16 protein-coding genes and 3 pseudogenes are annotated in these 25094 nt (G+C 72.2%); 10 read left to right on the top strand and 9 right to left on the bottom strand.

All coding sequences use genetic code 11. The annotated features are described in order from the left end of the window. Positions 1-79 precede the first annotated feature (79 nt). Positions 80-1039 (top strand): GlxA family transcriptional regulator, encoded by a 960-nt coding sequence (locus ACZ5DS_RS18240; protein WP_468239365.1) that lies wholly within the window; start codon positions 80-82, stop codon positions 1037-1039. 69 nt (positions 1040-1108) lie between these two features. On the opposite strand, the gene ACZ5DS_RS18235 is transcribed toward ACZ5DS_RS18240, so the two are convergent. Then, positions 1109-1477 (bottom strand): VOC family protein, encoded by a 369-nt coding sequence (locus ACZ5DS_RS18235; RefSeq protein ID WP_468239363.1) that lies wholly within the window; start codon positions 1475-1477, stop codon positions 1109-1111. A 122-nt stretch (positions 1478-1599) separates the two neighbouring features. Here ACZ5DS_RS18235 and ACZ5DS_RS18230 point away from each other — a divergent pair, with 122 nt between their 5' ends. The 4 genes and pseudogenes from ACZ5DS_RS18230 (at position 1600) to ACZ5DS_RS18215 (ending at position 13197) form a co-directional block, all read left to right on the top strand. Then, positions 1600-2400 (top strand): thioesterase family protein, encoded by an 801-nt coding sequence (locus ACZ5DS_RS18230; protein ID WP_468239360.1) that lies wholly within the window; start codon positions 1600-1602, stop codon positions 2398-2400. A gap of 84 nt (positions 2401-2484) precedes the next feature. Continuing rightward, positions 2485-10575: a type I polyketide synthase gene (locus tag ACZ5DS_RS18225; RefSeq protein ID WP_468239358.1), complete on the top strand. Its 8091-nt coding sequence runs from the start codon at positions 2485-2487 to the stop codon at positions 10573-10575. 174 nt (positions 10576-10749) lie between these two features. After that, positions 10750-10899: pseudogene (locus ACZ5DS_RS18220) on the top strand (kinase); the annotation flags it as partial. A 111-nt stretch (positions 10900-11010) separates the two neighbouring features. Next, positions 11011-13197, top strand: a complete 2187-nt coding sequence (locus tag ACZ5DS_RS18215; protein WP_468239355.1) for an FUSC family protein — start codon at positions 11011-11013, stop codon at positions 13195-13197. A 301-nt stretch (positions 13198-13498) separates the two neighbouring features. Here the strand turns inward: ACZ5DS_RS18215 and ACZ5DS_RS18210 are convergent, their stop codons facing one another. Together ACZ5DS_RS18210 and ACZ5DS_RS18205 are read right to left on the bottom strand one after the other, a co-directional pair. After that, a complete protein-coding gene (locus tag ACZ5DS_RS18210; RefSeq protein WP_468239352.1) occupies positions 13499-14299 on the bottom strand; it encodes a class I SAM-dependent methyltransferase in 801 nt (266 codons plus the stop codon). Positions 14300-14436: 137 nt separating this feature from the next. After that, positions 14437-15975, bottom strand: a complete 1539-nt coding sequence (locus ACZ5DS_RS18205; protein WP_468239349.1) for a carboxylesterase/lipase family protein — start codon at positions 15973-15975, stop codon at positions 14437-14439. Positions 15976-16096: 121 nt separating this feature from the next. Between ACZ5DS_RS18205 and ACZ5DS_RS18200 the strand changes: the two genes are divergently transcribed. The 3 genes from ACZ5DS_RS18200 to ACZ5DS_RS18190 are packed head-to-tail and all read left to right on the top strand — an operon-like array spanning position 16097 to position 20048. Beyond that, a complete protein-coding gene (locus tag ACZ5DS_RS18200; RefSeq protein WP_468239346.1) occupies positions 16097-16783 on the top strand; it encodes a FadR/GntR family transcriptional regulator in 687 nt (228 codons plus the stop codon). Continuing rightward, a complete protein-coding gene (locus ACZ5DS_RS18195; RefSeq protein ID WP_468239343.1) occupies positions 16780-18219 on the top strand; it encodes a hypothetical protein in 1440 nt (479 codons plus the stop codon). The genes ACZ5DS_RS18200 and ACZ5DS_RS18195 overlap by 4 nt, the downstream gene beginning before the upstream one ends. Next, a complete protein-coding gene (locus tag ACZ5DS_RS18190) occupies positions 18216-20048 on the top strand; it encodes a GMC family oxidoreductase (RefSeq protein WP_468239340.1) in 1833 nt (610 codons plus the stop codon). Before ACZ5DS_RS18195 ends, ACZ5DS_RS18190 begins: the two co-directional genes overlap by 4 nt. Before the next feature lie 20 nt (positions 20049-20068). Here ACZ5DS_RS18190 and ACZ5DS_RS18185 read toward each other — a convergent pair. The 3 genes and pseudogenes from ACZ5DS_RS18185 to ACZ5DS_RS18175 form a co-directional block, all read right to left on the bottom strand. Next, a pseudogene (locus tag ACZ5DS_RS18185) lies at positions 20069-20826 on the bottom strand (transposase); the annotation flags it as partial. A 202-nt stretch (positions 20827-21028) separates the two neighbouring features. Continuing rightward, a complete protein-coding gene (locus ACZ5DS_RS18180) occupies positions 21029-21604 on the bottom strand; it encodes a flavin reductase family protein (protein ID WP_468239337.1) in 576 nt (191 codons plus the stop codon). Between the two features lie 8 nt (positions 21605-21612). Then, the gene (locus ACZ5DS_RS18175) at positions 21613-21750 is read right to left on the bottom strand and encodes a hypothetical protein (RefSeq protein ID WP_468239335.1); all 138 of its coding nucleotides are present in this window, start codon (positions 21748-21750) and stop codon (positions 21613-21615) included. A gap of 108 nt (positions 21751-21858) precedes the next feature. Between ACZ5DS_RS18175 and ACZ5DS_RS18170 the strand changes: the two genes are divergently transcribed. After that, positions 21859-22425 carry a dihydrofolate reductase family protein gene (locus tag ACZ5DS_RS18170; protein ID WP_468239332.1) on the top strand — a complete coding sequence of 189 codons (567 nt, stop codon included), beginning with the start codon at positions 21859-21861 and terminating at the stop codon, positions 22423-22425. Between the two features lie 265 nt (positions 22426-22690). After that, the gene (locus tag ACZ5DS_RS18165; protein WP_468239329.1) at positions 22691-23563 is read left to right on the top strand and encodes a class I SAM-dependent methyltransferase; all 873 of its coding nucleotides are present in this window, start codon (positions 22691-22693) and stop codon (positions 23561-23563) included. A gap of 120 nt (positions 23564-23683) precedes the next feature. Here ACZ5DS_RS18165 and ACZ5DS_RS18160 read toward each other — a convergent pair. The 3 genes and pseudogenes from ACZ5DS_RS18160 to ACZ5DS_RS18150 form a co-directional block, all read right to left on the bottom strand. Next, positions 23684-23824, bottom strand: a pseudogene (locus tag ACZ5DS_RS18160) (transposase); the annotation flags it as partial. Positions 23825-23839: 15 nt separating this feature from the next. Continuing rightward, entirely contained in the window at positions 23840-24277 is a 438-nt protein-coding gene (locus ACZ5DS_RS18155; RefSeq protein WP_468239326.1) for a RacP protein, read from the bottom strand. 2 nt (positions 24278-24279) lie between these two features. Next, the gene (locus ACZ5DS_RS18150) at positions 24280-24513 is read right to left on the bottom strand and encodes a DUF6192 family protein (protein ID WP_468239323.1); all 234 of its coding nucleotides are present in this window, start codon (positions 24511-24513) and stop codon (positions 24280-24282) included. Between the last annotated feature and the right edge of the window lie 581 nt (positions 24514-25094).

The following is a 25094-nucleotide window of genomic DNA, read 5'->3' as shown; positions in this document are numbered from 1 at the left end:
TCGGTGGTCTGCCCCCAGCGTTCACCGGCGACGTAGCCTGAGCCATGTCTCTGCTGCCAGGAAAACCACGGATTCGGACATGACGCATCGGGTTGGCTTCGTGGTCTTCGAATGGGTGACCATGCTGGACGTCAGCGGCCCGTCCGAGGTGCTCCATCAGGCGAGCCGGCTCGCTCCGCCCTATGAGCTGGTGCTGGTCTCCCCACGTGGCGGTACGGTCACCACGTCCGCCGGGCCGGCGCTGACCGGAACGGTCCGGGCGGCCGACGCGGGGCCGGTCGACACGGTCGTGGTCGCCGGAGGCGACCGGCTGGCCGAGCAGCTGATCGAGGACGAGCTGCTGGCCGCGGCCCGCGCCCTCACCGCGCAGGCGCCACGGGTCGCCTCGGTGTGTACCGGCGCCTTCGTCCTGGCGGAACTGGGCCTGCTCGACGGCCGCCGCGCGACGACACACTGGCGACACGCGGCCATGTTCGCCCGCCGCTACCCCCGGGTGCGCGTCGAGCCGGACGCCGTCCACGTCCGCGACGGGCGGTACGTCACCTCCGCGGGCATCAGCGCGGGCATCGATCTGGCCCTCGCCCTGGTGGAGGACGACCATGGCGCCGACGTGGCGAGGGACATCGCGCGGGAACTGGTCGTCTTCATGCAACGTCCCGGCGGGCAGTCCCAGTTCTCCACGGCCATCACCACCCCGCCTGCCCGCAGCGACCTGCTGCGCTCACTGATCGCGTCCGTCCTCGCCGACCCGGCCGCCGACCACAGCCTGCCCGCCATGGCCGCGTCCGCCGCCATCAGCCCCCGGCACCTGGCCCGGCTGCTCCGCGCCGAACTGGGCACCACACCCGCCCGCTGGGTCGAGCGGGTCCGCCTCGACCGCGCCCGGCACCTGCTCCTCGAGGGGCACAGCGTCACCTCGGCCGCGCACCACAGCGGGCTCGGCACCGACAAGACCCTCCGCCGCGCCTTCGCCCGCCATCTGAACACCACGCCGACCCACTACCGGAAACGGTTCACATCCACCCACCTACAGAAGTAGGTCCCGAGTCAGACCTCAAAGACGATCAGCTGCGGCTTGCTTGGCGAGCTGTCGGCCTATGGCCACCGATCAGCCTCCGACCACGCAGAAGGGATGCCCCGCCGGATCGGTGAAGACCCGCCACCGCTCCCCACCCGGCTGGTGATCCGGCTTGCCCGCGCCCAACTCCAGCAGCGCGGCCTCGGCTTCGTCCAGGTCGTCCACCGCGAAGTCGAGGTGGAACTGTTGAGGAACACTCTGGTCGGGCCAGCGCGGAGGCCGGTAGTCGTCGACCCGTTGAAAGCCGATGAAGAGTCCGTCCTGAAAGGTGAGACCGGCGAATTCCGCGTCCGACTCGGGGTGCGGCTCAAGGCCGGTGGCCTGCTGATAGAACGCCGCCAGAGCAAGGGGATCAGGGCAGTCGAGAGTGATCGCGGTCAACTTCATTCGCAGCGGCATGGCATCTCCGGAACGATCGGTGGACGTCCGCGACACCCTGCCACAGCCGAAGGCCTCCACTCCTGAGCAAGCGCTTAGTAAGATGCTCCCACGAGTAATCCGCGCGCCATGGAAGGACACCTATGCCGACGTCGGAAGCCGAGGCCTTCTACGAGCGGGAGGCCGACGACCGGTTCCTCCCCACCGCCTTTACCCGGGGTCCCTGGGACGCCGACTCCCAGCACGCCGGTCCGCCGGCCGCGTTGCTCGGGCTGGCTGTCGAGCAGCGGCCGGGCGGACGGCCGGACATGCGGGTCGCCCGGCTCACGTACGAGATCATGCGGCCTGTCCCGCTACGACCGCTGACCGTGACCACGCGCGTCCTGCGCGCCGGGCGCAGCGTGGAGCTCGTGGAAGTCGGTCTGACACCCGACGGCGGCGAGGAAGTGATGCGGGCGACGGCCCTGCTGATGAAGACGGCCCCCGGCTCGGTACCTGAGGTGTCGCCGGGCCCGCAGGTGCCCGGTCCTGGGGCCGTACCCCGGAAGGCGTTCTTCCCGGTTCCCTGGGACCAGGGCTACCACACCGCCATGGAGGTGCGTTTCGCCGCAGGTTCGTTCCTGGAGTCAGGCCCCGCCACGGCGTGGATGCGCATGAGGGTGCCCCTGGTCGCGGGCGAGGAGATCACGCCGCTCAGCCGGGTGCTGACGGCCGCCGACTCGGGCAACGGCGTCAGTGCCGCACTGGATTTCCACCGTTACGTCTTCATCAACGCCGACCTCACCGTCAGCCTGTACCGCCACCCCGAGGGCGAGTGGGTCTGCCTGGACGCCCGGACGATGGTGGACGGTGCGGGCGTCGGCCTCGCCGAGACCGCCCTGCACGACGAGAAGGGCCCGCTGGGCCGCGGTACGCAGACCCTGTACGTGGCCGCGCGCGGCTGAGGCGGCGGACACGGCCCGCCCGCGAACGATTCCTGACCCTATAGTCGAAGGCCGGTTGGGGGCAGGAACACAACAGGGGTGGGAATGGCGGGGGTTCGCGAGGAGCTGGTTCGTCCGTTGGCCGAAGCCCTCCGGGGGCATGCGGCACACGCGGGGGAGAGGGCCGCCTTCCGGGACGTCCGCCGGGGCGTGACCTGGGCGCAGCTCGATCAGCGGACGGCCCGGATCGCGGGCCACCTGGTCCGGCTGGGCGTGCGGCGGGGGGACCGGGTGATGTTCTGCCTGTCCAACCGCGTGGAGACGGTGGAGAGTTGCCTGGCCTCCGTGCGCGCGGGAGCCGTCGCCGTACCGCTGGATCCCGGGGCGACCGAGGGCGAGATGGCCCATGCCCTCGGCGACAGCGGCGCGGTGGCCGTCGTGGTCGAGGCGCCTGTGCTGGAGCGGCTGGCGCGGGTGACGGCTGGGCGGTCGTCGCTGCGGGCGGTGGTGGTCGTCGATGCACAGGCTCCGCCGACCGACGTCCTGGCGGGCGCGCTGTCGTACGAGGAACTCGCCGGGACCGATCCCGGCCGCCCGCCGTACGACGATCTCGGCCTGGACGAACCGGCCTGGATCCTCTACACCTCCGGCACCACCGGCGCGCGCAAGGGCGTGGTGACGAGCCAGCGGGCCGCGCTGTGGTCGACGGCCGCCGCCTATGCACCCCTGTTCGGCATGTCCGACCAGGACCGGCTGCTGTGGCCCCTGCCGATGCACCACGCCTACGCGTACTCGCTGTGCATCCTCGGGGTGGTCGCCACGGGCGCGAGCGCCTACCTCCTGGACCGGGGCGTGGACGTCGTGGAGGCACTCGAACGGCAGCCGCTGCAGGAGCCGTTCACGATGCTGGCCGGGGTGCCGGCCACCTACCACCTGCTGGTGAGCGCCCTGCGAGACGCATCCCGGGCGCCGAGCGGGCTGCGTCTGTGCGTCACCGCCGGAGCACCCTGCCCCGCGGAACTGCGCACCTCCGTCGAGGAGTTGCTGGGCGCACCACTGCTGGACGGCTACGGCGCCACCGAGACCTGCGGCAAGATCGCGGTGGACCGGCTCGACGTGCCGGGGCCGGAGCGGGTGCCGCGGCCGGTGCCCGGAGTCGAGGTCCGGGTGGCCGACCCGGTCTCCGGAGCCACGGCCACGGACGGCGACGAGGGCGAGATCTGGGTGCAGGGCCCCAGCCTGATGATCGGTTACCACAACCGCCCCGACAGCACGGCGCAGGTGCTTCGGGACGGCTGGTACCGCACCGGCGACCTCGGCCGCCGTGAGCCCGGCGGCGGACTGCGGGTCACCGGCCGGGTGGGCGACCTGATCATCCGCGGCGGGCAGAACGTCAACCCGGTCGAGGTGGAGCAGGTGCTCCTGGCCTGCCTCGGTGTCGCGGACGCGGCGGTCGTCGGCAGGCCGCACGACGTGCTGGGCGAGGTCCCGGTGGCGTTCGTCGTCCCCGGGCCGGACGGCACCGACCTCGCTCGGCTGCGGGCCGCGTGCCGGGAGCAGCTGTCCGCGTTCAAGGTGCCGGACGAGTTCCGACTGTGCGCATCCGTGCCCCGTACCGCCTCCGGCAAGGTCCAACGGGCAGCACTCGCAGAGCAGTTGGCCAAGGAGCTCGTCACCGAGAGGGAGAACGCCTCCGCCGGACTGCGGGCCCGGCTGCTCGCGCTGCCCTCCCTGGAGCGGCGCCGCGCTGTGCTGAACCTGGTCATGGTCGAAGTGCGCGGCGACGGGGAGGCCGACCCGGAGCCGGACCAGGCCTTCACCGATCTGGGACTCGGTTCACTCCAGGGCGTGCTGCTGCGCGACCGACTCGGGGCGGTCACCGGCCTCGACCTGCCCGCGACCCTGGTGTTCGACCACCCGACGCCGCACGCGGTGGCCGAATTCCTGCACGACACGCTGCTCGGCGCCCCGTCCGCGGCGACGGCGCGCAGGGCCAAGCCCGTTGCACCCGCAGACACCCCGCCCCCCGACGAACCGGTGGCCATCGTCGCCATGGCCTGCCGCTTCCCCGGACTCGTGGACGACGCCTCCTCACCGGAAGACCTGTGGCGACTGATCGCCGACGGTACGGACGCCACCTCCGCGTTCCCCGCCGACCGCGGCTGGGATCTGGCCGGGCTGTTCGACCCCGACCCCGACCGGCCGGGCACCTCGATCACCCGCCGCGGCGGCTTCCTGCGCCGGGCCGCCGACTTCGACGCGGCCTTCTTCGGCATGTCCCCCCGCGAGGCAATGGCCACCGACCCGCAGCAGAGGCTGCTGCTGGAGACCGCCTGGGAGGTCGTGGAGCGGGCGGGCCTCGCCCCCAGCGCGCTGCGCGGCAGTGACACCGGAGTCTTCGTCGGTGTGATGCACGGCGACTACGGAGGCCGTCTGCTGCACCGCGGAGGCCACGCGTACGAGGCGCACCTGGCGCTCGGTTCCGCGGGCAGCGTGGCCTCCGGGCGCATCGCCTACACCCTGGGACTGGAAGGGCCCGCGGTGACGGTGGACACGGCCTGCTCCTCGTCGCTGGTGGCGATGGACTGGGCGGCGCGGTCGCTGCGTTCGGGTCAGTGTTCGCTGGCCGTGGCCGGCGGAGCCACCGTCATAGCCAGCCCGGTGCCGTTCGTCGCGTTCAGCAGGCTGCGCGGCCTGGCGCCCGACGGGCGGTGCAAGCCGTTCTCGGCCGCGGCCGACGGAACGGCCTGGGGCGAGGGCGTCGGGCTGGTCCTGCTGGAGCGACTCGCCGACGCCCGCCGCAACGGCCACCCGGTGCTGGCCGTACTGCGCGGCTCCGCGGTCAACGGCGACGGCGCGTCCAACGGTCTGACCGCGCCCAGCGGCCCCGCCCAGGAGCGGGTGATCGCCGACGCCCTGACCGCCGCCGGGCTCACCCCGGCCGACATCGACGCCGTGGAAGCCCACGGCACCGGCACCCCGCTCGGCGATCCCATCGAGGCCCGGGCGCTCCTCGCGGTGTACGGGCAGGACCGCCCGGCCGAGCGGCCGCTGTGGCTGGGATCGCTGAAGTCCAACATCGGCCACACACAGGCCGCGGCCGGTGTCGCCGGGGTCATCAAGACCGTACTGGCGATGCGCCACGGCCTGCTGCCGCGCACGCTGCACGCCGATGAGCCGTCGCCGGGCGTCGACTGGTCCTCGGGTGCCGTACGACTGCTGACGCAGGAGCAGCAGTGGCGCCCCGTTCCCGGAAGCCCCCGTCGCGCCGCGGTGTCCGCCTTCGGCATCGGCGGAACCAACGCCCACGTGATCCTGGAGGAGGCGGCCCCTGAGCCGGAGAGCCCCGGCCGCGGGAGTGCCGCGGCGGGGGACACCCCGCAGCCGCCGGTCCTGCTGTCGGGCGCGAGCGCCGAAGCGCTGCGTGCCCAAGCACGGCGCACGGCGGCACTTGTGCGCGAACGGCCCCAACTGCCCCTCGGAGACGTGGCGTTCTCGTCGGCCACCTCGCGCGCCGCGCTCCGCCACCGGGCGGCGGTGCCCGCCCAGGACCGGGCCGTCCTGCTGAGCGAACTGGACCGGCTCTCGGCCGAGGGGACGGCACCCGCACCGCCCCCGGTCCGGACGGGCGGACGGCTGGCACTGCTCTTCACCGGTCAAGGCGCCGGATGGGCAGGCCTGGGCCGGGAGTTGCACAGCGCGTACCCCGTCTTCGCCGACGCCTTCGACACCCTGTGCGGCCGGTTCGACTCCGCAGGCGTCGGGGACCGCCCCCTGCGCGAGGCCCTGTGGAACGGAACGGGCACGGCGGCCGCCGACGCGCGGAACAGGACCGACGTCGCCCAGGCCGGGCTGTTCGCGTTCGAGGTCGCCCTGTTCCGGCTGCTCGAATCCTGCGGAGTACGACCGGACTTCCTGGCGGGCCACTCCGTCGGCGAACTGGCCGCGGCGCATGCCGCCGGGATCCTCTCGGAACACGACGCCGTCGAACTGGTCGCCGTCCGGGGGCGGTTGATGCAGCGACTCCCCGAAGGCGGCGCCATGGTCTCGTTGGACGCCACCGAAGACGAGGTGACGACGGCGCTGGCGGAACTCCCGCCGTCGGCCGGGCCGGTGACGATCGCGGCGGTGAACGGCCCACGGTCGGTCGTCGTCTCCGGGGCCGAGCAGGCGGTGACGGCGGTTGCCGAACGGTTTCAGGCCCACGGCCGTCGCACCGTACCGCTGCGCACGAGCCACGCCTTCCACTCGCCGCTGATCGAACCGGCGCTCGCAGCGTTCACCCGAGCCGCGTCCCGGGTCACCTACCGCGAGCCCCGCATCCCTCTCGCCTCGGCACTGACGGGACGTCAGGCCACCGGTGACGACCTGCGCTCGGCGGCCTACTGGGTCCGCCACGCCCGCGAAACCGTGCGCTTCGCCGACGTCGTACGGCATCTGGTGCGCGATGCGGGGGTGACGGCCTTCGCCGAGGTGGGCCCCGGCGCACAGCTCACCTCGGCCGCGATCACGACGGTCGAGGCCCCCGAGGACCTGGTGTTCACCCCGACGGTACGGGCCGGCCACCCCGAGCCCGACGCGGTCCTGGCAGCGCTGGCCCGACTCCACGTGCACGGCACGGCAGTCGACTGGGAAGCCGTGCACCGAGGACACACCGGCCACCGAGCCCAGCGTGTGGACCTGCCCACCTACCCCTTCCAACGCGAGCGCTACTGGTTGGCAGAGCCTCTCGACACGACACCGGCCGCCGCACCCACCGCCTCCGGCCATCCGGTGCTCACCGCGACGACGAGCCTCCCGGACACCGGCCGACTGCTGAGCACCGGCCATCTCTCGGACGCCGACCACCCCTGGCTGCGCGATCACGTCGTCGGCGGACGGCCGCTGGTCCCTGCCGCCGCCCTCGCCGACATGGCACTCCACGCCGGTGGCACCTGCGGGCTGGACGTACTGGAGGAGCTGACACTGCTGCTCCCGCTCCAACTGCCCGGCGCCGGCAGGCGCGTCCACGTGCAGGTTGCCCTCGACGCGCCGGACCCGTCCGGCCGCCGGACCGTCGACATCCACGCGCGCCCCGAGGACTCCGGCCCGGCCGGCACGTGGACCCACCACGCCACCGGCCGGCTGCGACCGACCGCCACCGCCCCCGGCCCGAGCCGCAGCCCACAGGAGCCCTGGCCGCCCTCGGACGCCGTCCCGGTCGACCTGACAGGGGCCTACGACCGGCTGGCGGGCGCGGGCTACACCTACGGCCCGGCGTTCCGCTGCGTGCAGGCCATGTGGCGGCAGGGAGACGACCTGCTCGCCGATGTACGTCTCCCCGGCGCAGCCGTAGCAGAAGCACAGCGGTACGCCGTCCATCCCGCACTGCTCGACGCCGCCGTGCACGCTCCACTGCTGCTGTCCCCCGAAACGGGACAACCCGGACCGACCACACCGACGCGGCTGCCGTTCGCCTGGCGAGGCGTCAGCCGCTACGCCTCCGGCGTCAGCGCACTGCGGGTTCGGCTCCGTGTCACCGGGGAGGACACGGTCGCCGCGGACCTCTCCGACCCGGCCGGCAGGCAGGTGCTGCGGGTGGAGCAACTGATCACCCGGGCGGCCCCGGGCACCGATGGACACCCGCAGCCGTTGTACCGCCCGGTGTGGACCGCCGTTGCTCCGGCAGAGTCGTCCGTGCCCGCGTTCACGGTGGCTTCCCCGGACGACCTCGGCCTGGCCGCCGCGCTGTCCGGCTCCCTGGGGACCGAGCCGGGGCCTGGCTCCAGCGAAGCGGCCGCCCCGGCCCTCGTCCTCTCCTTGACCTCCCCGACCCCCTTCACCAGCCCGTCCGCCGACGCTCGCGACCTCGTCACGCGCACCCTGCAATTGCTGCACAAGCGGCTGCCGACCCTGGCGCCGGGAGCGCGCCTGGTCCTGGTGACCCGCGGCGCCACCGGACCGGACCCGGACCTGCCCGCCGCCGCGCTCTGGGGGCTGATGCGCAGCGCACAGTCGGAGTACCCCGGCCGCCTCGCCCTCGTCGACGTCGACGACAGCCCGGAGTCGCTGCACCACCTGACCGCCGCCCTGGCAACGGGCGAACCCCAACTCGCCCTCCACGACGGCAAGATGCTGGTGCCCCGGCTGACACAGACGGCCACGACCACACCTTCCCGTACAAACCCGTTCGTAGAAGAAGGCACCGTGCTGATCACCGGTGGCACAGGAGCTCTCGGTGCGCTGCTGGCACGTCATCTGACGGAGCATCACAAGATCCGCCGACTGGTGCTCACCAGCCGCAGCGGCCCGCAGTCCCCCGGTGCGGGGCGGCTGCGGGAGGAGATCGAGCGGGCCGGCGGACAGGCGGACGTGGTCGCCTGCGATGCCGCCGACCGGACCGCGCTGGCCGAGGTGATCGACCGGTACGCCGCCGACCTGACCGCGGTCGTGCATGCGGCGGGTGTCCTGGACGACGGCGTGCTGGAGGGACAGACGCCCGAGCGGCTCGCGGCCGTCATGCGCCCGAAGGCGGACGCGGCCTGGCACCTGCACGAACTGACGAAGGACCTGCCCCTGGCGCAGTTCGTGCTCTTCTCCTCGGCGGCGGGCCTGCTCGGCAATCCCGGTCAGGCGGGCTACGCCGCCGCGAACGCGTTCCTCGACGCCCTCGTGCTGCACCGCGCCGCCCGGGGACTGCCCGCACTCTCGCTGGTGTGGGGACCATGGGCGGGAGCCGACGGGATGGCGGCCCGTACCGGCCGGACCGACGACGGCGTGCTGCGCGCCGTCACCCCTGCCGAGGGCCTGGCGCTGTTCGACGCCGCGGTGGGCGCGGGCGAGCCGGTCCTCGCACCGCTGCCACTGGACCCGAGGGCCGATACGGCGCGACGGCCGGTCCCGCCCCCGCTGCGCGGTCTGCTGCGGCCCTCCGGCCCGCCGGCAGGCGAGGACCGGGACCTCGACGGCGGGGGCCCGGCGGCCGACACCGCCCCGGCGACGCACGATGCGCCCGGAGCGTGGCGCGAGCGGCTGGCCCGGCTCCCCGCCGACGACCGTGCCGGCACCCTGCTCACCCTGGTCCGGGAGACGGTCGCCGAGGTCCTCGGCCATACCGGCGCGGCCGGCGTGACGGCCGACCGTACCCTCACGGAGCTGGGCCTCGACTCCCTGACCGCCGTTCTGCTGCGCAACCGGCTGAGCCTGCTCACCGGCCTGGAACTGCCCGCCACCCTCACCTTCGACCTGCCCACCACCGAACGACTCGCGGACCACCTGCTCGCCGAACTGCACGAGGCCCTTCCCCACCGCGAGACAGCCACCAGCGGCCTCCCGAGCACCCCAACAGCCCGGTCCCCACAGACCCTCGCCTCCCTCTACCGCCGCGTCTGCGGGACCGGTGACGTCGTCTCGGCGATGCACCTGCTCGTCACCGCCTCGCTGGCCGTCCCCGGCTTCGGCCCCGACGACGCCGCCGCGCACGCCCTGCCCCCGCTCCCGCTGGCCGCGGGCACGGACGACAGGGCACCTCTGGTGTGCTTCCCCGGCTTCTCCCCGGCCCTCGGCAGACCCTGGTACGCCGAGCTCGCGCGCCATTTCGACAGGGAACGGGACATGCTGGAAATGCGGCACCCCGGAGCCACCGCCGGCGAAGCCGTGCCCCGCGACTGGGAGACGCTGGTGGACCTGCACGCGGTCACCCTGCGGGAGCGGCTGGGCGACCGCAGGCCCGTCCTGCTGGGCTGGTCGATGGGCGGCTACCCGGCCCATGCGGTCGCCGCACGGCTGGCGGCCACCGGCGCCCCGCCCGCCGGCCTGGTCCTTCTCGACACCTACCACGTGACCCCCGAACGGGAGGCCGAGCCCTGGCTGCTCGCCCTGCCCGCCCGCGCGGCCCTGGCCCTGGGGGAGGAGTTCGACACCGCGGTGGAGGACATGGCACTGGCCGCACTCGGCGCCTATACCGCCATGCTCCGCGGCCACCGCCCCGAACCGGCGGCCGTACCCACACTCCTGGTCCGCGCCACCGAGCAACTGCCGGAGATGCGCACCCACGGCAGCCGCAGGACAACCCACGACTGGCGGGCCTCCTGGCCGCAGCCGTCCGACACCTTGGACGTCCCGGGCGACCACTGGACCGTCGCCGAAGACCACGCACCCACCACGGCACAGGCGATCCGTGACTGGATCAGCGGGCTCGAACCTCTCACCGGCTGAGGCACTGCCTGCTGACAAGGGTGTGCGGGGCGGGTACCGGTGTGAGAGCACCTTCCGTCGACGCAGCCGAGTGAGAGCCGCGGAGGGTGCGTGGACCGGTAGTCTCCGTCAGATGAGGGTGGGCACCGAACAGACCCGGCTGGTGGTGCTGCGCGGCAACAGTGCCTCGCCGGTGAGGCGCAGCTGCGGGACTGGTACCGGCCGCTGGACCTCCTGCCCGGCGGAGTCGAGACCGTCATCGGCGCCGACAGCACCCTCGCGGAGACCGTCGACCGCATCATGCGCGACACCGGCCTGGCCGGCCTCCCTGCCCTGGAGCCATGACACCGCATCCTGCAACACCACCCTGCACCTGCTGAGCGGGGGCACGGATCAGGCAGGCGCCGGGCGCGGCGGAAATGTGCCGGGAGCCTGGTGCTGCGTGATCCTGAAGAGGTGGGTGGTGTCCCAGCCGGTCGCATCCCGGCGGCCTACGCAGCCTCCGGCCGCCGGGCGATACGCGTGACCCTGGTCGCCGCGGTCGGCTTCTACCTCTTCCGCTACGGCCTGGACAGCCCCGTCGCGGCCACCTACGCCCTGTTCGCCACCGTGGCACTGGGCGGACTCGCCAAGATCCCCGGCACGGGGCGGCAGCGCGCCGCGGTGGTGCTGCGCCTGCTGCCGGTGTGCTGGCTGCTGGTGGTCATCGGCACCTATCTGTCCGTGCGCACCTGGACGGCCGTCGTCGGCATGCTGGTGGTCGGCTTCGCGCTGGCCTTCGCTGCGGTCGGCGGACCACGTCCGGCGGGCGCGGCGCCGGGCCTGCAACTCCTCTACATCCTGCCGTCCTTCCCGCCCTACGACCCCGGCTCGCTCGGCGAGCGGCTGATCGGGACGACCACCGGGCTGGGCCTGTTCATCGCCGCAGAGGCGCTGATCCTTCCCGGGCACGCCCCGCCGCCGTACCGGGAGCGGGCCGCCCGCGCCGCGCAGACCGCCGCGAACTGCGCGACACTCCTCGCCGCCCCTCCGTACGCCCTGACCGAAGCGGACATCCGGGCGACCCGTGACGACGGCCGGGCACTGCGGTCCCTGACCGTTGCGGAGGCCGACCGACCGGCAGGACCGGGGATCCGCGACCGCGCCCTCACCCACACCGGCCTGGCCACCCGCACCCTGCTCAGCCGACTGGCGCAACTGCCCGCCGCGCCGGACGGCCGTCCCGGACCCGACGTGAGCGCCGTACTGCACGCGGTGGCGCGACTGGCCACGGCGACCGCGTCCTGCCTCCGGGAGGGGCCGTCGCCCGTGGCACCGTACGAGGAGTTGGTCGTCGCCCGCGCCCACCTGTCGGCCGCGTCCGCGAACCCTGCCCCCGCCGGGGCAGCCGTCTGCGACCCCGCTGACAGGACCGCGTCGGCGCCGGCCCTCCTGCGCCTGCACGCCGCCGTGCTGGAGATCGCCGACGCCGCGCTGGCCATGGCCTCGGCGGCCGATCTGGCCGTCCGAGGACGACGGGCCTCGGTGGAGGTGCCGACGAGTCGCTTCTGGTACGCCACGAGCTGGGCGCCGCTCCTGTGGTGGCACCGGGTGCGCGGCCATGCCGAGCGCCGGTCGGTGTTCTTCCAGAACGCGGTACGCATCGCCCTGGCGTTGACGGCGGCCCGCCTCGTGGCCGGGGTGGACACGCTGCCGCACGGATTCTGGGCCACGCTGGCGACCCTCACGCTCACCCGGACCACCATGGACGAGACCTGGAGCACCATCCGCCGGGCCCTCGCGGGCACGCTGGCCGGGGCCCTGCTGACCGCCGGGATCCTGGCCCTTGCGGGGACCGACACCGCGGTGTACGCCGCCGTACTGCCGGTGTGGATGCTCTTCGCCTTCACGGTGGGGCCGGTCAGAGGCGTCGGCTGGGCGCAGGGCCTGTTCACCGTGCTCGTGGCCCTGGTCTTCGCCCAGCTGGCGCCCCCGACCTGGCGGCTGGCGGAGGTCCGGCTGCTGGACGTCCTGGTCGGCAGCGCGATCGGCGCGGTCTTCGGCCTGCTGGCCTGGCCCCGCGGGGCCCACGACGAACTGCACCAGGCCGCGGCCGCGCTCCTGCGCAGGGCAGCCGAGATCGTGGTGGCGACCAGCGCCTCGGTGGCCGGGGGCGGGGCGGCTGCCGCTCCGTCCGGGGTGACCGGCCACCGGTCGCTGCAGCACGCCGTCATCCTCGCGGAGTCCGCGTACGCACAGTTCCTGAGCGAGCCGACGCCCTTCGGAGGCAGGCGGCACGGGGTGGCACCGCCCGCCGTGGACTGGCAGGCGACGCTGATGGCCGGTCACCACACCCTGTGGGGGTCGGAACGGCTGCTGCAGTCGCCACGCACCGGACTGGGCCCGGCGACGGCCGAGTCGGTCAGCGGGCTGGGGGACAGGGTGGCCGGTCGGATGCTGCTGGTCTCGGCGGCACTGGACCCCGGAGGCGACACCCCGGCCGCGCCGGTGCCGCTCATCGACCCGGCCGTCGCGGGGTTCTCCGCGGAGCCGCCCGGCGCACCGCGGCTGTACTACGCGACCGTCTCGTGGCTGGCCTCGCTCATGACCGACCTGGCACGCATCGCACGCGGCGGGCCTGCACCGAGCGGGGACGCGCCATGACCCGTCCGCGCTGATGCGCACCGAGGCAGGCCCTGGCCGGACAGGTGACCGAACGCCCTCGCCCTCCCCTCAGAGCCTGTGTCATATCCCCGGCCGGGCTCGCGGCGTCTGGCACGCACTCCCCCACTGCCTTAAGGGCGTGGGGGGACCCCCAGCCGCGTTGCCGAACCGCCCATGTGGCTCCTCCCCCACGCTCGGCTTCGCTCGCGCGGGGGCACCCCCATCGAGGGCGCTCCGGCGCCTTGCGATCGCACGCACCAGACGCCGCGCGCTGATCCGACCGGGGATATGACACAGGCTCTCAGCCCCGCTGCCCCCAAGCCATCACCATGCCCGGCCCCAGTTCGGCCAGCCGGGGCGAGGCCAGGTACGCGAGTGCTTCGTCGATGACGGCGGCGTCCACCCGGCCGCTCTCCTCCAGCGCGGGCCGCATGCGGCTCCACGTCTGCGACCAGAAACGCGCCAGCGGGCTGCCCACGACCAGCGGCGGGCAGCAGAGTTCCGCCGCGACGTTCCGCAGGCCTTCCTCCCTCAGGAAGTGCGGATACGCCGGGACCGAGGAGGTGTCGGTCCCGATCGTCGACCTCAGCGCCTGCCACATGGCGTCCATGACCCGCCGATAGGCGGACGAGGTGTCCAGGACGTCCGGCACCTCCACGGCATCGCCGAGCACCAGCCAGCCTCCCGGGTTCAGCCATCGCGCGAGCCGTGAGAGGAGCTCGCGGCGCCCGGGCAGGTGCATGAGGACGAACCTGGCGTGGATCAGGTCGAAACCGCCGAGTTGCAGGCTCTCGTCCGTGAGATCGCCGGTGACCACCCGCAACCGCGGACCCGCGAGGCCGTCCAGGGCGCTCGTGTCCCGGTCCAGGGCGACCACCTCCGCCACGCCTGCCTCCGCAACCAGCCACCGGGCCACCGTTCCGGTCCCGGCCCCCACCTCCAGACAGCGGCTGCCCGGCCCTGCGCCCAGCGCCCGGAGCCGACGCGTGGTGACGGGGTCGTAGACCAGCGCGGCGGCGTCGATCCGCTCGGCCTCCCCGGGGCGTTCCGGTTCGAACAGATCCTCTCCGTAATGGCCGTCATCCGCACCACTCGACGCCATGAGCGCTCCCTGATCATCGAAGACCGGCAGGAGTCACGGTGCCAGCTGCCAGGCACAACCAGTCACGGGCGACGACTGCTCGGCGGATCCCTCGACACCATCGAGTGAACGGCGTACGGGACCCCGGCCGCCGCCTGCTACCGGCCGAGCAGCGGCAGGGTCGGAATGGAGTGGTCCTGCCAGATGAGGCGAGAGATCTCCTCCGGGTAGGCGATGACGGTCGACCGAGTGTCGAAGATCTGCGTGAGGCGTTGCTCCACGTCGTACGGGGCCCAGCCCGGGTCGCCGTGACGGGCGAACGCCGTCCACGCCGTGCGCATGCGCGCGGACAGCTCCTGCGCAGCGGGGGAGGGGCTCTCGCCGATCAGAGCAGCAGGCTGCCCACTGCTCAGATTTCCGAACACGAGGGGTACGTCGAGGCCGTGGCAGGCGCCGAGAACGCCCCCCATTCCCGGGGCCGACCAGGCCAGTTCGTACACGTGGGCACGTCCGCCGCCGGTGATCTGCGCGCCGGCGAGGTGGAGGCTCGGCATGCGGAACAGCCAGTCGGAGACGACGAGTTCGTACAGCTCGTCCGGCCCTGCGGCCGGAAACCCGTCACGGTACCGGCGCGCGCCGGCCGGACCGGGGGCGAAGACCTCGAGAGCAGTCGCCGCCTGCTCCTCCGTCACCTGGCCGAGCATGCCGTCGAGCGCGGTCAGCAACCGCTGCTCGTCACGGGTGTGTCCGACGAGGATCTCGACGTCCCGGCCCGCGCCGTCGGCCAGGGCCTGCCAGGGAGTGACGGGCAGAACATCGCCGTCCACGATCGGTGACAACGAGATCGACCTGTGTGCGACGGGACCCCAGCGCTCCGCGAACGACGCGGACTTGGCGGTGACCGCATCACCGGCGGCAGGCAGCCGCTTCGGGGCCACGGCGGCGAAGTCGGCCACCGTCGGCCGCAAGCCCAGCTCGGCCGCGCAGGCGGCGGCGATGTCGGCCGCGAGGGCCGGTGAGAAGAACGTCCCCTGCACGCTCTGCGCGATGGCCCGGCGGAACAGCCCCGCCGCCCGCGGCATCGCCAGCAGCGCGGCGACCGACCCCGCGCCCGCCGACTGACCGAAGACGGTGACCTGGTCCGGGTCGCCCCCGAAAGCCCGGACGTTGTCGCGCACCCACTCGAGCGCGGCCACCTGATCGAGCAGGCCCCGGTTGGCGGGCGCTCCGTCGAGGTACGCGAAACCCTCGATACCCACACGGTAGTTGAGCGTCACCACGACAACACCGCCCTCCCGTGCAAGGCGGGCCCCGTCGTACTCGGGGAGGCTTGACATGCCGATGCTGTACGCCCCGCCGGGGATCCACACCATCACCGGGAGTCCGGCACCCGGGTACGGCTCGGGCGACCAGACGTTGACCGTCAGCCAGTCGTCGCCCGCCGAGTCCCGGGATAGCGCATCCATGCCGAAGTGACCGGCCTGCGGAGGCGGCGGGCCGTACGACACAGCCGCGCGCACGCCGTCCCAGCCCCCGAACGGCTGCGGCGCGGCGAAACGGAGCGGGCCCACCGGCGGCTCGGCGAACGGGATCCCCCGGAAGACCGCCACACCCTCGTCCACGCTGCCGCGCAGCACCCCGGCTGCGGTGCGGACCTCGGGCTCGGAGTCGTGCGGCTCGGACGCGGCAGTCGTCATCACAGGACGGATCATCCCGCCATGTCGGGTAGAGGGCCAACGAATTTGCGGCGCAGGGCCGTTGACTCCACGGGACCCTTGTTGGTTGAGTGGCTCATCCACTGAGCCACTGGAGGACGACGTGGAGGCACTGCCCCGCGAAACCATCGTCGACGTCCTGGAAAACCGACTGCGTGAGGACATCCTCACCGGCCGCCACCCGGCGGGCAGTTATCTGCCTCCCGAGCGCACCCTCGCCGACGGTTACGGCGTCACCCGCACCACCCTCAAGCACGCCTTCGGGCGCCTGATGCAGGCCGGACTGCTGGAGACCCGGCACGGCGTCGGCACGCGCGTACGGGACTACCTGCGCCTGGGCGGCGCCGACCTGCTGCCCATGCTCGTACGCCACAGTCCCGAATGGATCGGCGAAGTCTTCGAAGTACGGCGCAGCATCGGAACGTTGATCGCCGAGCGAGCCGCGGCCCGGGCCACAGGCCGCCAACGGACCGAACTGCGCGCACTGTTGACCGCTGTGGGGGAGGCGGCGGACGCCGATGCCGTGCAACTCGCGGACATCGAGGTCCACCGGGCCCTGGCCCGCGCCACCGGCAACCGCGTCTACGTCCTGTTGACCAACACCCTCTTCAACGCCTATCTGCCGGTGCGGAGCGCGCTGCGGGGACCGTTCATCGACGCCCAGGTGGCCCACGGACGTCTGGAGCCGGTGGTCGACGCGGTGACGGCCGGCGACGAGACCGGCGCCCGGCGAGCCGCCGAGCAGTATCTGACGGCGACCGAGCGGATCATGCTGGAGGGCCTCGCATGAGCGCGCCGACGACCTCCCACGCGGCCACGGACAGTGCCTCACCCGCTCGCGGCACCGCTTTCCGCGAAACCATGCTCGGCACCCTGCGGCTCCACGACGACGACCGCACCCGCCGGGTCCGCCTGGATCTGACGGTCACGGCCCACCGGTTCCTACGACCGCTCGGCACGACCGAGGCCCGCGCCACCGGCCGGATACGGATCGCAGGCTGGGCCGACGACCCGAGCGCCGAGGGCGAGTTGGAGATCTCGCCGCTCGCCCGACGCAGGATCCGCTACCGCATCACCTTCACCGCCGACGGCCGCCACCTGACCCTCGACGGCTGGAAATCCATCACCCCACGCAGACCCATCGCCTCCATGACCGTACTCCCGTACACCCTCTACGAGGACGGCGAACGGATCGGCACAGGCACCCTGCGCTTTCCTCTCGGCACACAACTCCTCCCCTTCCTCGCAAGCTTCCGCTTCCCACGGCGGGCGGATCCCGGCGCGTACCTGGCACCCCGCTGGCGTGGAGAGCCGGGCCGCACCGAGGTCTGGTACACCACCCTCACCGACCCGGACAGCGGCAGCGGACTGTGGCTGCACCACGAACTGACCGCACCGGCCGACGGATCGACGCCGTATGCACACGGCTGGGCCGCGGTCTTCCCCAAGGACGGACCCGTACGACACGCCCGCTTCGGCCCCACCGAGTGGACGCCCCAGGAGTCCGGCTTCACCGCCGACGAGGTCGCAGTCCGCCCCGGCCGTCTGTCCGGAACGGCCGAGGACGGCGCCCTGCACTGGGATCTGACCGAACGACACGCGGACGAGCCGCTGTTCACCTTCCCCCGCTGGTCCTGGCGCAGGCCCCTGCTGCCCGCCGCCCAGATGCTCCCCGCGGCCCGCGCCTCCTACGACGGCACCTTCACCCACGACGACACGACGCTGACGCTCACCGCGGCCCCTGGCGCGTCGGCCCGGATCTACGGCCACGGCAACGCCCGCCGCTGGGCCTGGCTGCACGCCGACCTCGGCCGCGGAGACGTCCTGGAGATCGTCGCCGCCGTCTCCATGCGCCCCGGTCTGCGCAGGCTCCCGCCCCTGGTCTTCCTGCGGCTGCGCCGGCACGGCCGCACCTGGCCCCGCCGCCCCGAACGACCGGCCGCCGGGTGGGCGGGAGCGGGACGTTTCCGCGCCGATATCGCCCTGCCCACGTGGACGGTCACCGGCCGAGCCGGCCTGCGCCGGATCCGGGTCGAGGTCACCCAGCAGGCGGACCGTACCCTCGCCCTCGACTACACCGACCCCGACGGCAGCCACGCGACCTGCCGCAACAGCGAACGCGCCGACGCGCACGTCCTGCTGGAGCGGTGGTGGTTCGGCGGCTGGCGCACCGAGGCCGAGTGGACGCTGGAGGGCACCGCGCACGCGGAGGTGGGCACACGATGACTCTCACCGGCCTCGTGGCCGCCCTCATCGCCGACGACGGCACCACCGACTGGGCCCGACGTGTCCCCGCGAGACTGGAGGCGGTCCTCACCACGATGCCGCTCGCCGCCCGGGCCGGCCTGCGGGCAGCGGCACACGGGCTGGACGCCTACGCCATGGCTCGCACCGGACGCACCCTGCGCACACTCACCCCGCCCGAGCGAGAGGCCGTACTGGACGAACTCGCCACCCGCCCCGCACTCCTGCCGCTCCTGGACGTACTGAAGGTGCCCGTTCTCCTGGCGGCCGGAACGGAACGGATGCTCCAGGACGGTCCCGCACCGAAAGGTTTCGTGCCCAAGGACCCACCGCTCGACGTGACGCCCGCACCCGCCTGGCCCGCCCGCTCCACCGCCGACGCCGTGGTCATCGGCTCGGGCGCGGGCGGGGCCATGGCCGCCAGGACCCTGGCCCGAGCCGGCCTCGACGTCGTCGTCCTGGAGGAAGGACACCACCACGGCACAGCCTCGTTCGGCCGACGCGCACCCCTGGACCGCTTCACCGACCTGTACCGGGACGGCGGAGCGACCGTAGCCCTAGGCACTCCGCCGCTCCTCCTGCCGACCGGCAGGGCCGTCGGCGGCACGACAGTCGTCAACTCCGGTACCTGCTACCGCACTCCGAACCACGTCCTGGACCACTGGAGCAAGGACCTCGGATGCGCGTTCGCCGACGGCTTCGACCGCCGTCTGGACGAGGTCGAGCGCACCCTGCGGGTGGCCACCCAACCCCTCGACGTCCTCGGCACCAACGGACGTATCGCCCTCGCCGGAGCCCGCGAACTCGGCTGGCAGGCCGGAGCCCTGCGCCGTAACGCCCCCGGCTGCCGGGGCTCCTGCCAGTGCGTCGTGGGCTGCCCCACCGGCGCCAAACAGAGCGTGCAGCTCTCCGTACTGCCCGACGCCTGCGCCGCCGGAGCCCGCATCGTCACCGGTGCACGGGTGGAGCGCATCCTGGTCGACACGGACCACCCCGCAGGCCCGCGCGCCTCCGGAGTACGCGTCCTACGACACAACGGCGCCCTCGAAATCCTCGCACCCCTGGTCGTCGTCGCGGCAGGCGCACTCCAGTCGCCACCCCTCCTGCGCCGCTCCGGCCTCGGCCGGCACCCGCGTCTCGGCCACAACCTCAGCGTCCACCCGGCCACGAGCGTCGCCGGACGCTTCGCCGAACCGGTCACCGCATGGGAGGGCGTACTGCAGAGCGTCGGAGTGGAGGAACACCACCCCCAAGGCATCCTCATAGAGGCCACCGCCACCCCACCCGGAATGGGCTCCTTCATCCTCCCCGGACTCGGCGCCGAGTTGCGCCGCGAACTCGAGGGCGCCGACCGGCTCGCCACCCTGGGCGCGATGATCGCCGACCGCCCCTCCGGCCGCGTCCTCGGCCGCGAGCCCACACTGATCCGCTACGACCTGGACCGCCGCGACGCAGGCCGTCTGGTACGGGCCGTCCGAGCCATGGGCGAGCTGCTGTTCGCCGCAGGCGCCGAGGAAGTCCTCACCGGCATCCCCCACACCCCCCGCGTCACCAGCCTCGCGGAACTCGACACGCTCCTGTCCACCACGAGCGCCCGCCACCTCCACCTGTCGGCCTACCACCCCACCGGCACGATCGCCGCGGGCGCCAACCCACAGCACTTCCCGGCCGACCCGTGGGGCCGGCTCAGAGGAGTACACGGAGTCCTCGTCACAGACGCCTCGGTACTCCCCAGCTGCCCTCAGGTCAATCCCCAACTGAGCATCATGGCGGCGGCCCTGGCCATCAGCGAGGAGTTTGTGAGGGCCTGAGGAGCTGTTCCTGTTCGGAAGGCCGCGATGACGAGCCAGGTCCACCGGTCCGCCGCCTGGGGCACGCGGAGCTTCGGACGGGTCCAGCTGAGAGTCTGCTTGATCATCCTGAAGCGGTGCTCCAGGTCGAACCTGCGCAGGAACGCCTGCCAGCGCAGGTCGACGTCCTCGCCGGTCAAGCCGGTGGCTGATGTCCACAGCCATATGGGGAGTGGATCGTGACCGCCGGGCAGGCGGTCGACCTCCAGGCGGATCAACGTGCCTTCGATGACGGGGAGTTCGCCAGTGTGGTCGATCCACGCGGAGCGGGTGGTCAGACGAGGACGGACACGATCCCAGGCCATGGTGCAGGCGGTGCCATAGCGGTCGGTGGCCTGCACGGTCGCGGTATCGGGCTCGCCCCAGGTGTCCGGCTTGGCGAAGCGGAACTCCTTGCCGTGCTTCGGCGGCCGTCCGCCTGTGGCGGTGAGATCCACGGCACCGGGACCGGCTTGCGCATGACGTGGTCCGTGCGTAGCCGCCCGAGGACCTCCACCGGCAATCGGCCGGCCCAGCCGCAGTGCGTCCAGGATCTGGCACCACGAGGTCCTCCCGACTCCAGCGCGGCGACGAACGAGCAGGGCCAGCCGGGCACGAACTGGTCCGAGGACCGGCCGCTGCGGCCGTAGACGTAGCAGAACAAGCGGTCCGGGCTGGTCGGAGCGTCTGGCCGGAGCCAGTGGGTGACGTCCACCGCCAAGACCATGCGCCCGGCGGCGGCCTCGGGCTGCGGCAGCCCGGGTGATGCAGCAGACCCATTCCCCCACGGCCTTCGCACTGGTCAAGTGCCTCTTTGGTCGGAGCACGGGATCAGCCGAAGGCTGTGTTCACGTCCGGCGACTACTCGTCTGGACGATCATCTTCGGGACATCGTTCGAAGCTGTCCAACCTCTTTCGGCTCCGCGGCCCCGCTTGCCGTTCGGATGGACGCCGAGGGGCTGTCATGCAGCACGGGTCGTTGTGTTCACCGTTTCCGAGCGGAAGCCGTACCCGACCTCCGGTGCCAGACCTTGATAGTGGCGGAAGTTGTAGATGAGCGGGCTCCAGAGAGCGGGGTCGATGTGGTGCGTGCCCGGCACGACGATGCGTTCGTCGGCGTGGACGCGCAGCACGTCGCACTCGACGCTGAAGAAGAGCCCCGTTCCGCCCGGCGTCAGTGCGCGGGCCCGTGCCTCCAACTGCAGCGCGCACTCGGCGACCCGCGGCGGCTTCACGATGAGGGAATCGGCCGGGGTGAACCCGGACGCGGCGAACTTGTCGGGCTCGTACCGGTACGCCGTTCGCTTGCTCTCGGGCACCGGGTTGGCCCCGGTGAGCGGTGCCAGGCGCTCCACCTGCTCCCACAGCTCCGGCGAGGCAACGTTGACCACCAGCTCGGAGCGCGCCGCGAGGTTGCGCGCGGTCTGGCTCTCACTGCCCAGGCCCAGGACGATGTGCTGCCCCAGCGCCCAGGCGGAGGAGATCGGGGCAACCGAACCCGCACGGGTGCGTGACCTGGGCGTTCTTGGCTGTCTCACAGCCCTTGTCACCCACGATCAGTCTCAAATCCGTGGCATTTCTTCGCGAGGGCGAGGGCGAGGGCGAGGGCGAGGGCGAGGGCGAGGTCGAGGTCGAGGTCGAGGTCGAGCTCAGGCGGCTTGCCCGTGTCGGCCGAGTACACCACGCTGAGCCCCGAGCACGAGGACTACCGGCGAGCCCAGATCGAGCACCGATGAGTTTCCCGCGCCGCGCTGGTCTATACGCCGGCCACCCACGGACGGAAGGCTGGGCCATGCGGAAACTGATCTACGGCATGAACCTGACCCTGGACGGCTACATCGCCGCGGCCGGCGACGACATCGGCTGGAGCGGACCGCCGAGCCACGAGCTGTTCCAGTGGTGGCTCGACCACGAGCAGGCGAGTGGCCTGTCGCTGTATGGGCGCAAGCTATGGGAGACGATGAGCTCCTACTGGCCGACCGGCGACCAGCAGCCGGGCGCCACCCCGGCGGAGATCGAGTTCGCGCGGAACTGGCGGGACACGCCGAAGGTGGTGTTCTCCTCGACGATCGACAAGGTCGACTGGAACACCTGCCTGGTCACCGGCGACGCGATCGCCGAGATTACCCGGCTCAAGGCCGAGGACGGCGGCCCAATGAACATCGGCGGCGCAACGCTCGCCGGGGCGGCCATGCGCGCCGGGCTGATCGACGAGTACGTGATCGCCGCCCATCCGGTCCTGGTGGGCGGCGGAACGCCGTTCTTCACCGCGCTGGACAGCTGGGTGAACCTGAACTTGGTGGAGACGCGGACGTTTCCCGGCGGCGTGGTCCTGACCAGGTATGAGACGAGGCGCTGAGTGCCTGTTCCTGATCCCTTCCGAGGCCGTGTCGTTAGGCGAAGTCGTCCACCCCCAGGACCTCCACGTCGCCGACGTCCGGCTCGGGCAGGGCACGGACCAGCCGCAACAGGTGGCCTTGCCCACGGTGATGCCGACCGCAGCCGCCAGACGAGCCCCCGGACGAGTGTGAGCTGAACAGACCGACAAGAAATCGCTAGATCAAACAGACGAATTACGCCTGAATCATGACAGAGCCGCCAAGATCACGGGAAGCCTCACTGTCATGACGACAGACAAGGCGTATGAGGCATCGCCACTGGCAGGGAGCATGGTCACGGATTGGGCTGGTGCGGACGGGGAGCATTGGGCCCGGCACGCCGCGCGCTACGACGCCGTGATGGGTGTCTTCAACCCGCTCATCCTTGATGCGGCTGATATCAGCGAGAAGGATCGGGTGCTTGATATCGGCTGCGGTGCCGGGCAGTTGACACGTGCGGCCGCTGAACGGGCAGCACACGGTGAGGTGACAGGCATCGACATCAACCAGCGGTTGGTGGACCTGGCCCGCGCGGGAGTGGCGCAGCCGCATCTGGCTCATGTGAAGTTCGTGGTGGGCGACGCGCAGGTCCATGCCCTGCCCGAGGCCGGTTATGACGTGGCCATCAGCCGACTGGGAGTTATGTTCTTTGCCGATCCCGGCAAGGCTTTCACCAACATCGCGCGCTCATCACGGACCGGGGGGCGGGCTGTGTTCCTGACACCGGCGCCCTTGGACGGCAGCGAGCTGGGAGAGGCGCTGGATGCCGCCGGCGGGCGGGCCCGCCCAGATGAGGAAGTCAGCCCGGCAGAAAACATCGGTATGTCACTGTCCTCACCGGATCGTGTCCATAAGATCCTGGAGGGGGCAGGATTCACTGAGGTGAACGCCCGGCCTGTGAGCGTCGTGCAGACCTGGGGCGAGGAAGTGGAGGATGCCGCGGCCTTCCTGGCCGACTGGTGTCCGATCCGACTGCACCTGGCGAGCCAAGGACCGGAGGCGGATCGTAGGGCCCGGGCCGCGCTCCCTGCTGTGCTGCGCCGGTATCAGGGTTCGGCAGGTGTGCGCCTTCAGGCGACCGGCATGCTGGTCACGGCGCGTCGTGGGACTTCTCGGTAGCCTGGGCGCGGGGCGCACACCGGGTGGGAGAGCGGTTGCACGCAGGTTGACGTGGTCGTCATCCGCGGGGCCCTGGCGGGTCGGTGGCAGACAACTGTCGAGCCCAGGCTGACGTGTGAAGATCGCGTCCACGATCTCCCGGCGCGGGTGGGCCTCCGGCCGGCCGCCGGTCTCGGTCTGGCAGGCCGGGACCGGCAGCAAGGGCCCGATCAGCGCCCACTCGGCAGCGGTGGTGTCGGACGGGTAGCGGCGTCGTCGCATGGTCGGGCCGTCTCGTCAGCGGCGGGTGCGGACCGGAGGGGTGCGGCGGAACTTCACCAGCATGTCCAGCGCCGCCTTGATGCCGTTGAGCTGGGCCAGGACCAGCTGCACCCACTCGTCGTCCGGGTCCATCTCGGCGTGCGGGCCGACGGTGCCAGTGATCAGCCGGGCGAACTCGTTCAGCTTCCGCCGGAAGATTGCCTGTTCGTAGGCTTCCAGCTCGACCGGATCCCCGGCGAAGCGGTACCCGTCGGCCAGCGTCCAGATGATCGGCGGCAGATGTTCCTCGACCGCGATGTCCCGCAGCAGGCCCAGGCCCCGGCGGGCCTGCCACGGCGACAGTTCCGTCGCCGCGACCAACTGGGGGAACCTCAGCCCGGCCGGGCGGGCCTCCATCAGCGCGGCCCGCACTCGGTCGGCCGAGACCGCCGGCTTCAGCGGCCCTCTGCGCACGGCTACTCGCCCCGCAGCAGGCGGGTCAGCTCCTCGTCCAGGTCGACTTCTCCGGTATCGACGGCGGTCTCCACCCATTCGCACGTCGCTCTAACGCGGCCGACGTTCTTGTGCACGACGGACTGTTCGTCGCCGGACAGCTGGCGCTCGCGCAACTGCGGCACCACCCGGCCAGCGGCCGTGACGAAGCGCCGGCAGGCGCCGACCAGGTCCAGGTGGCGATCACCACCCTGCATGCCGGGGGCGGCTGATGCCGACGGTCACACCGGCATGCGAGTGGCAGCAGTGTGTACCCGCCAATTCCGGCCAAACAAGCCTTGTAATAGTCTTGTTGACGCTGAGTCATACGAGTCAGAAGAGGCGTTCGCCGCCAGGCCCTCGTCCGGCACCGCTGGGAGCACACCACCGCATCTGCCCGGCGATCGATCCCGGCCGCCCAGGTCGTCCCGCACTCTGGGCACACCATGTGCTCGCCCTCGCCCCGGATCGCGGCGACCCGAGCCTTGGTACGGCGGACCATGCGCCAGTGCCTGGCCCGACACGCCGCTGAACAGTATTGGGCGCCCAGCTGAGCGTCCGGATTCAGTCGGCCACCGCAGGCCGGACAGATCCGCCCGAGCCGTCGACCGCCGACTCCGGCCGCCGCACAGAGGCTACGGCTAACGACACGACTTCGGGAGGGATCAGGAACAGGCACTGAGCAGCAGCACCCAACACGCTTTACAACGGCTAACACAATGAGATGGGCCGGTCCTGGCTGCCGTGTCCAGCACTGGAGTTGAGCGTTTCGTCCAGTGTGGGGACGTCACCGTGGATC

It is taken from the genome of Streptomyces sp. NPDC031100 (assembly GCF_055570785.1).
This window is presented reverse-complemented; position numbering and strand designations above follow the sequence as displayed.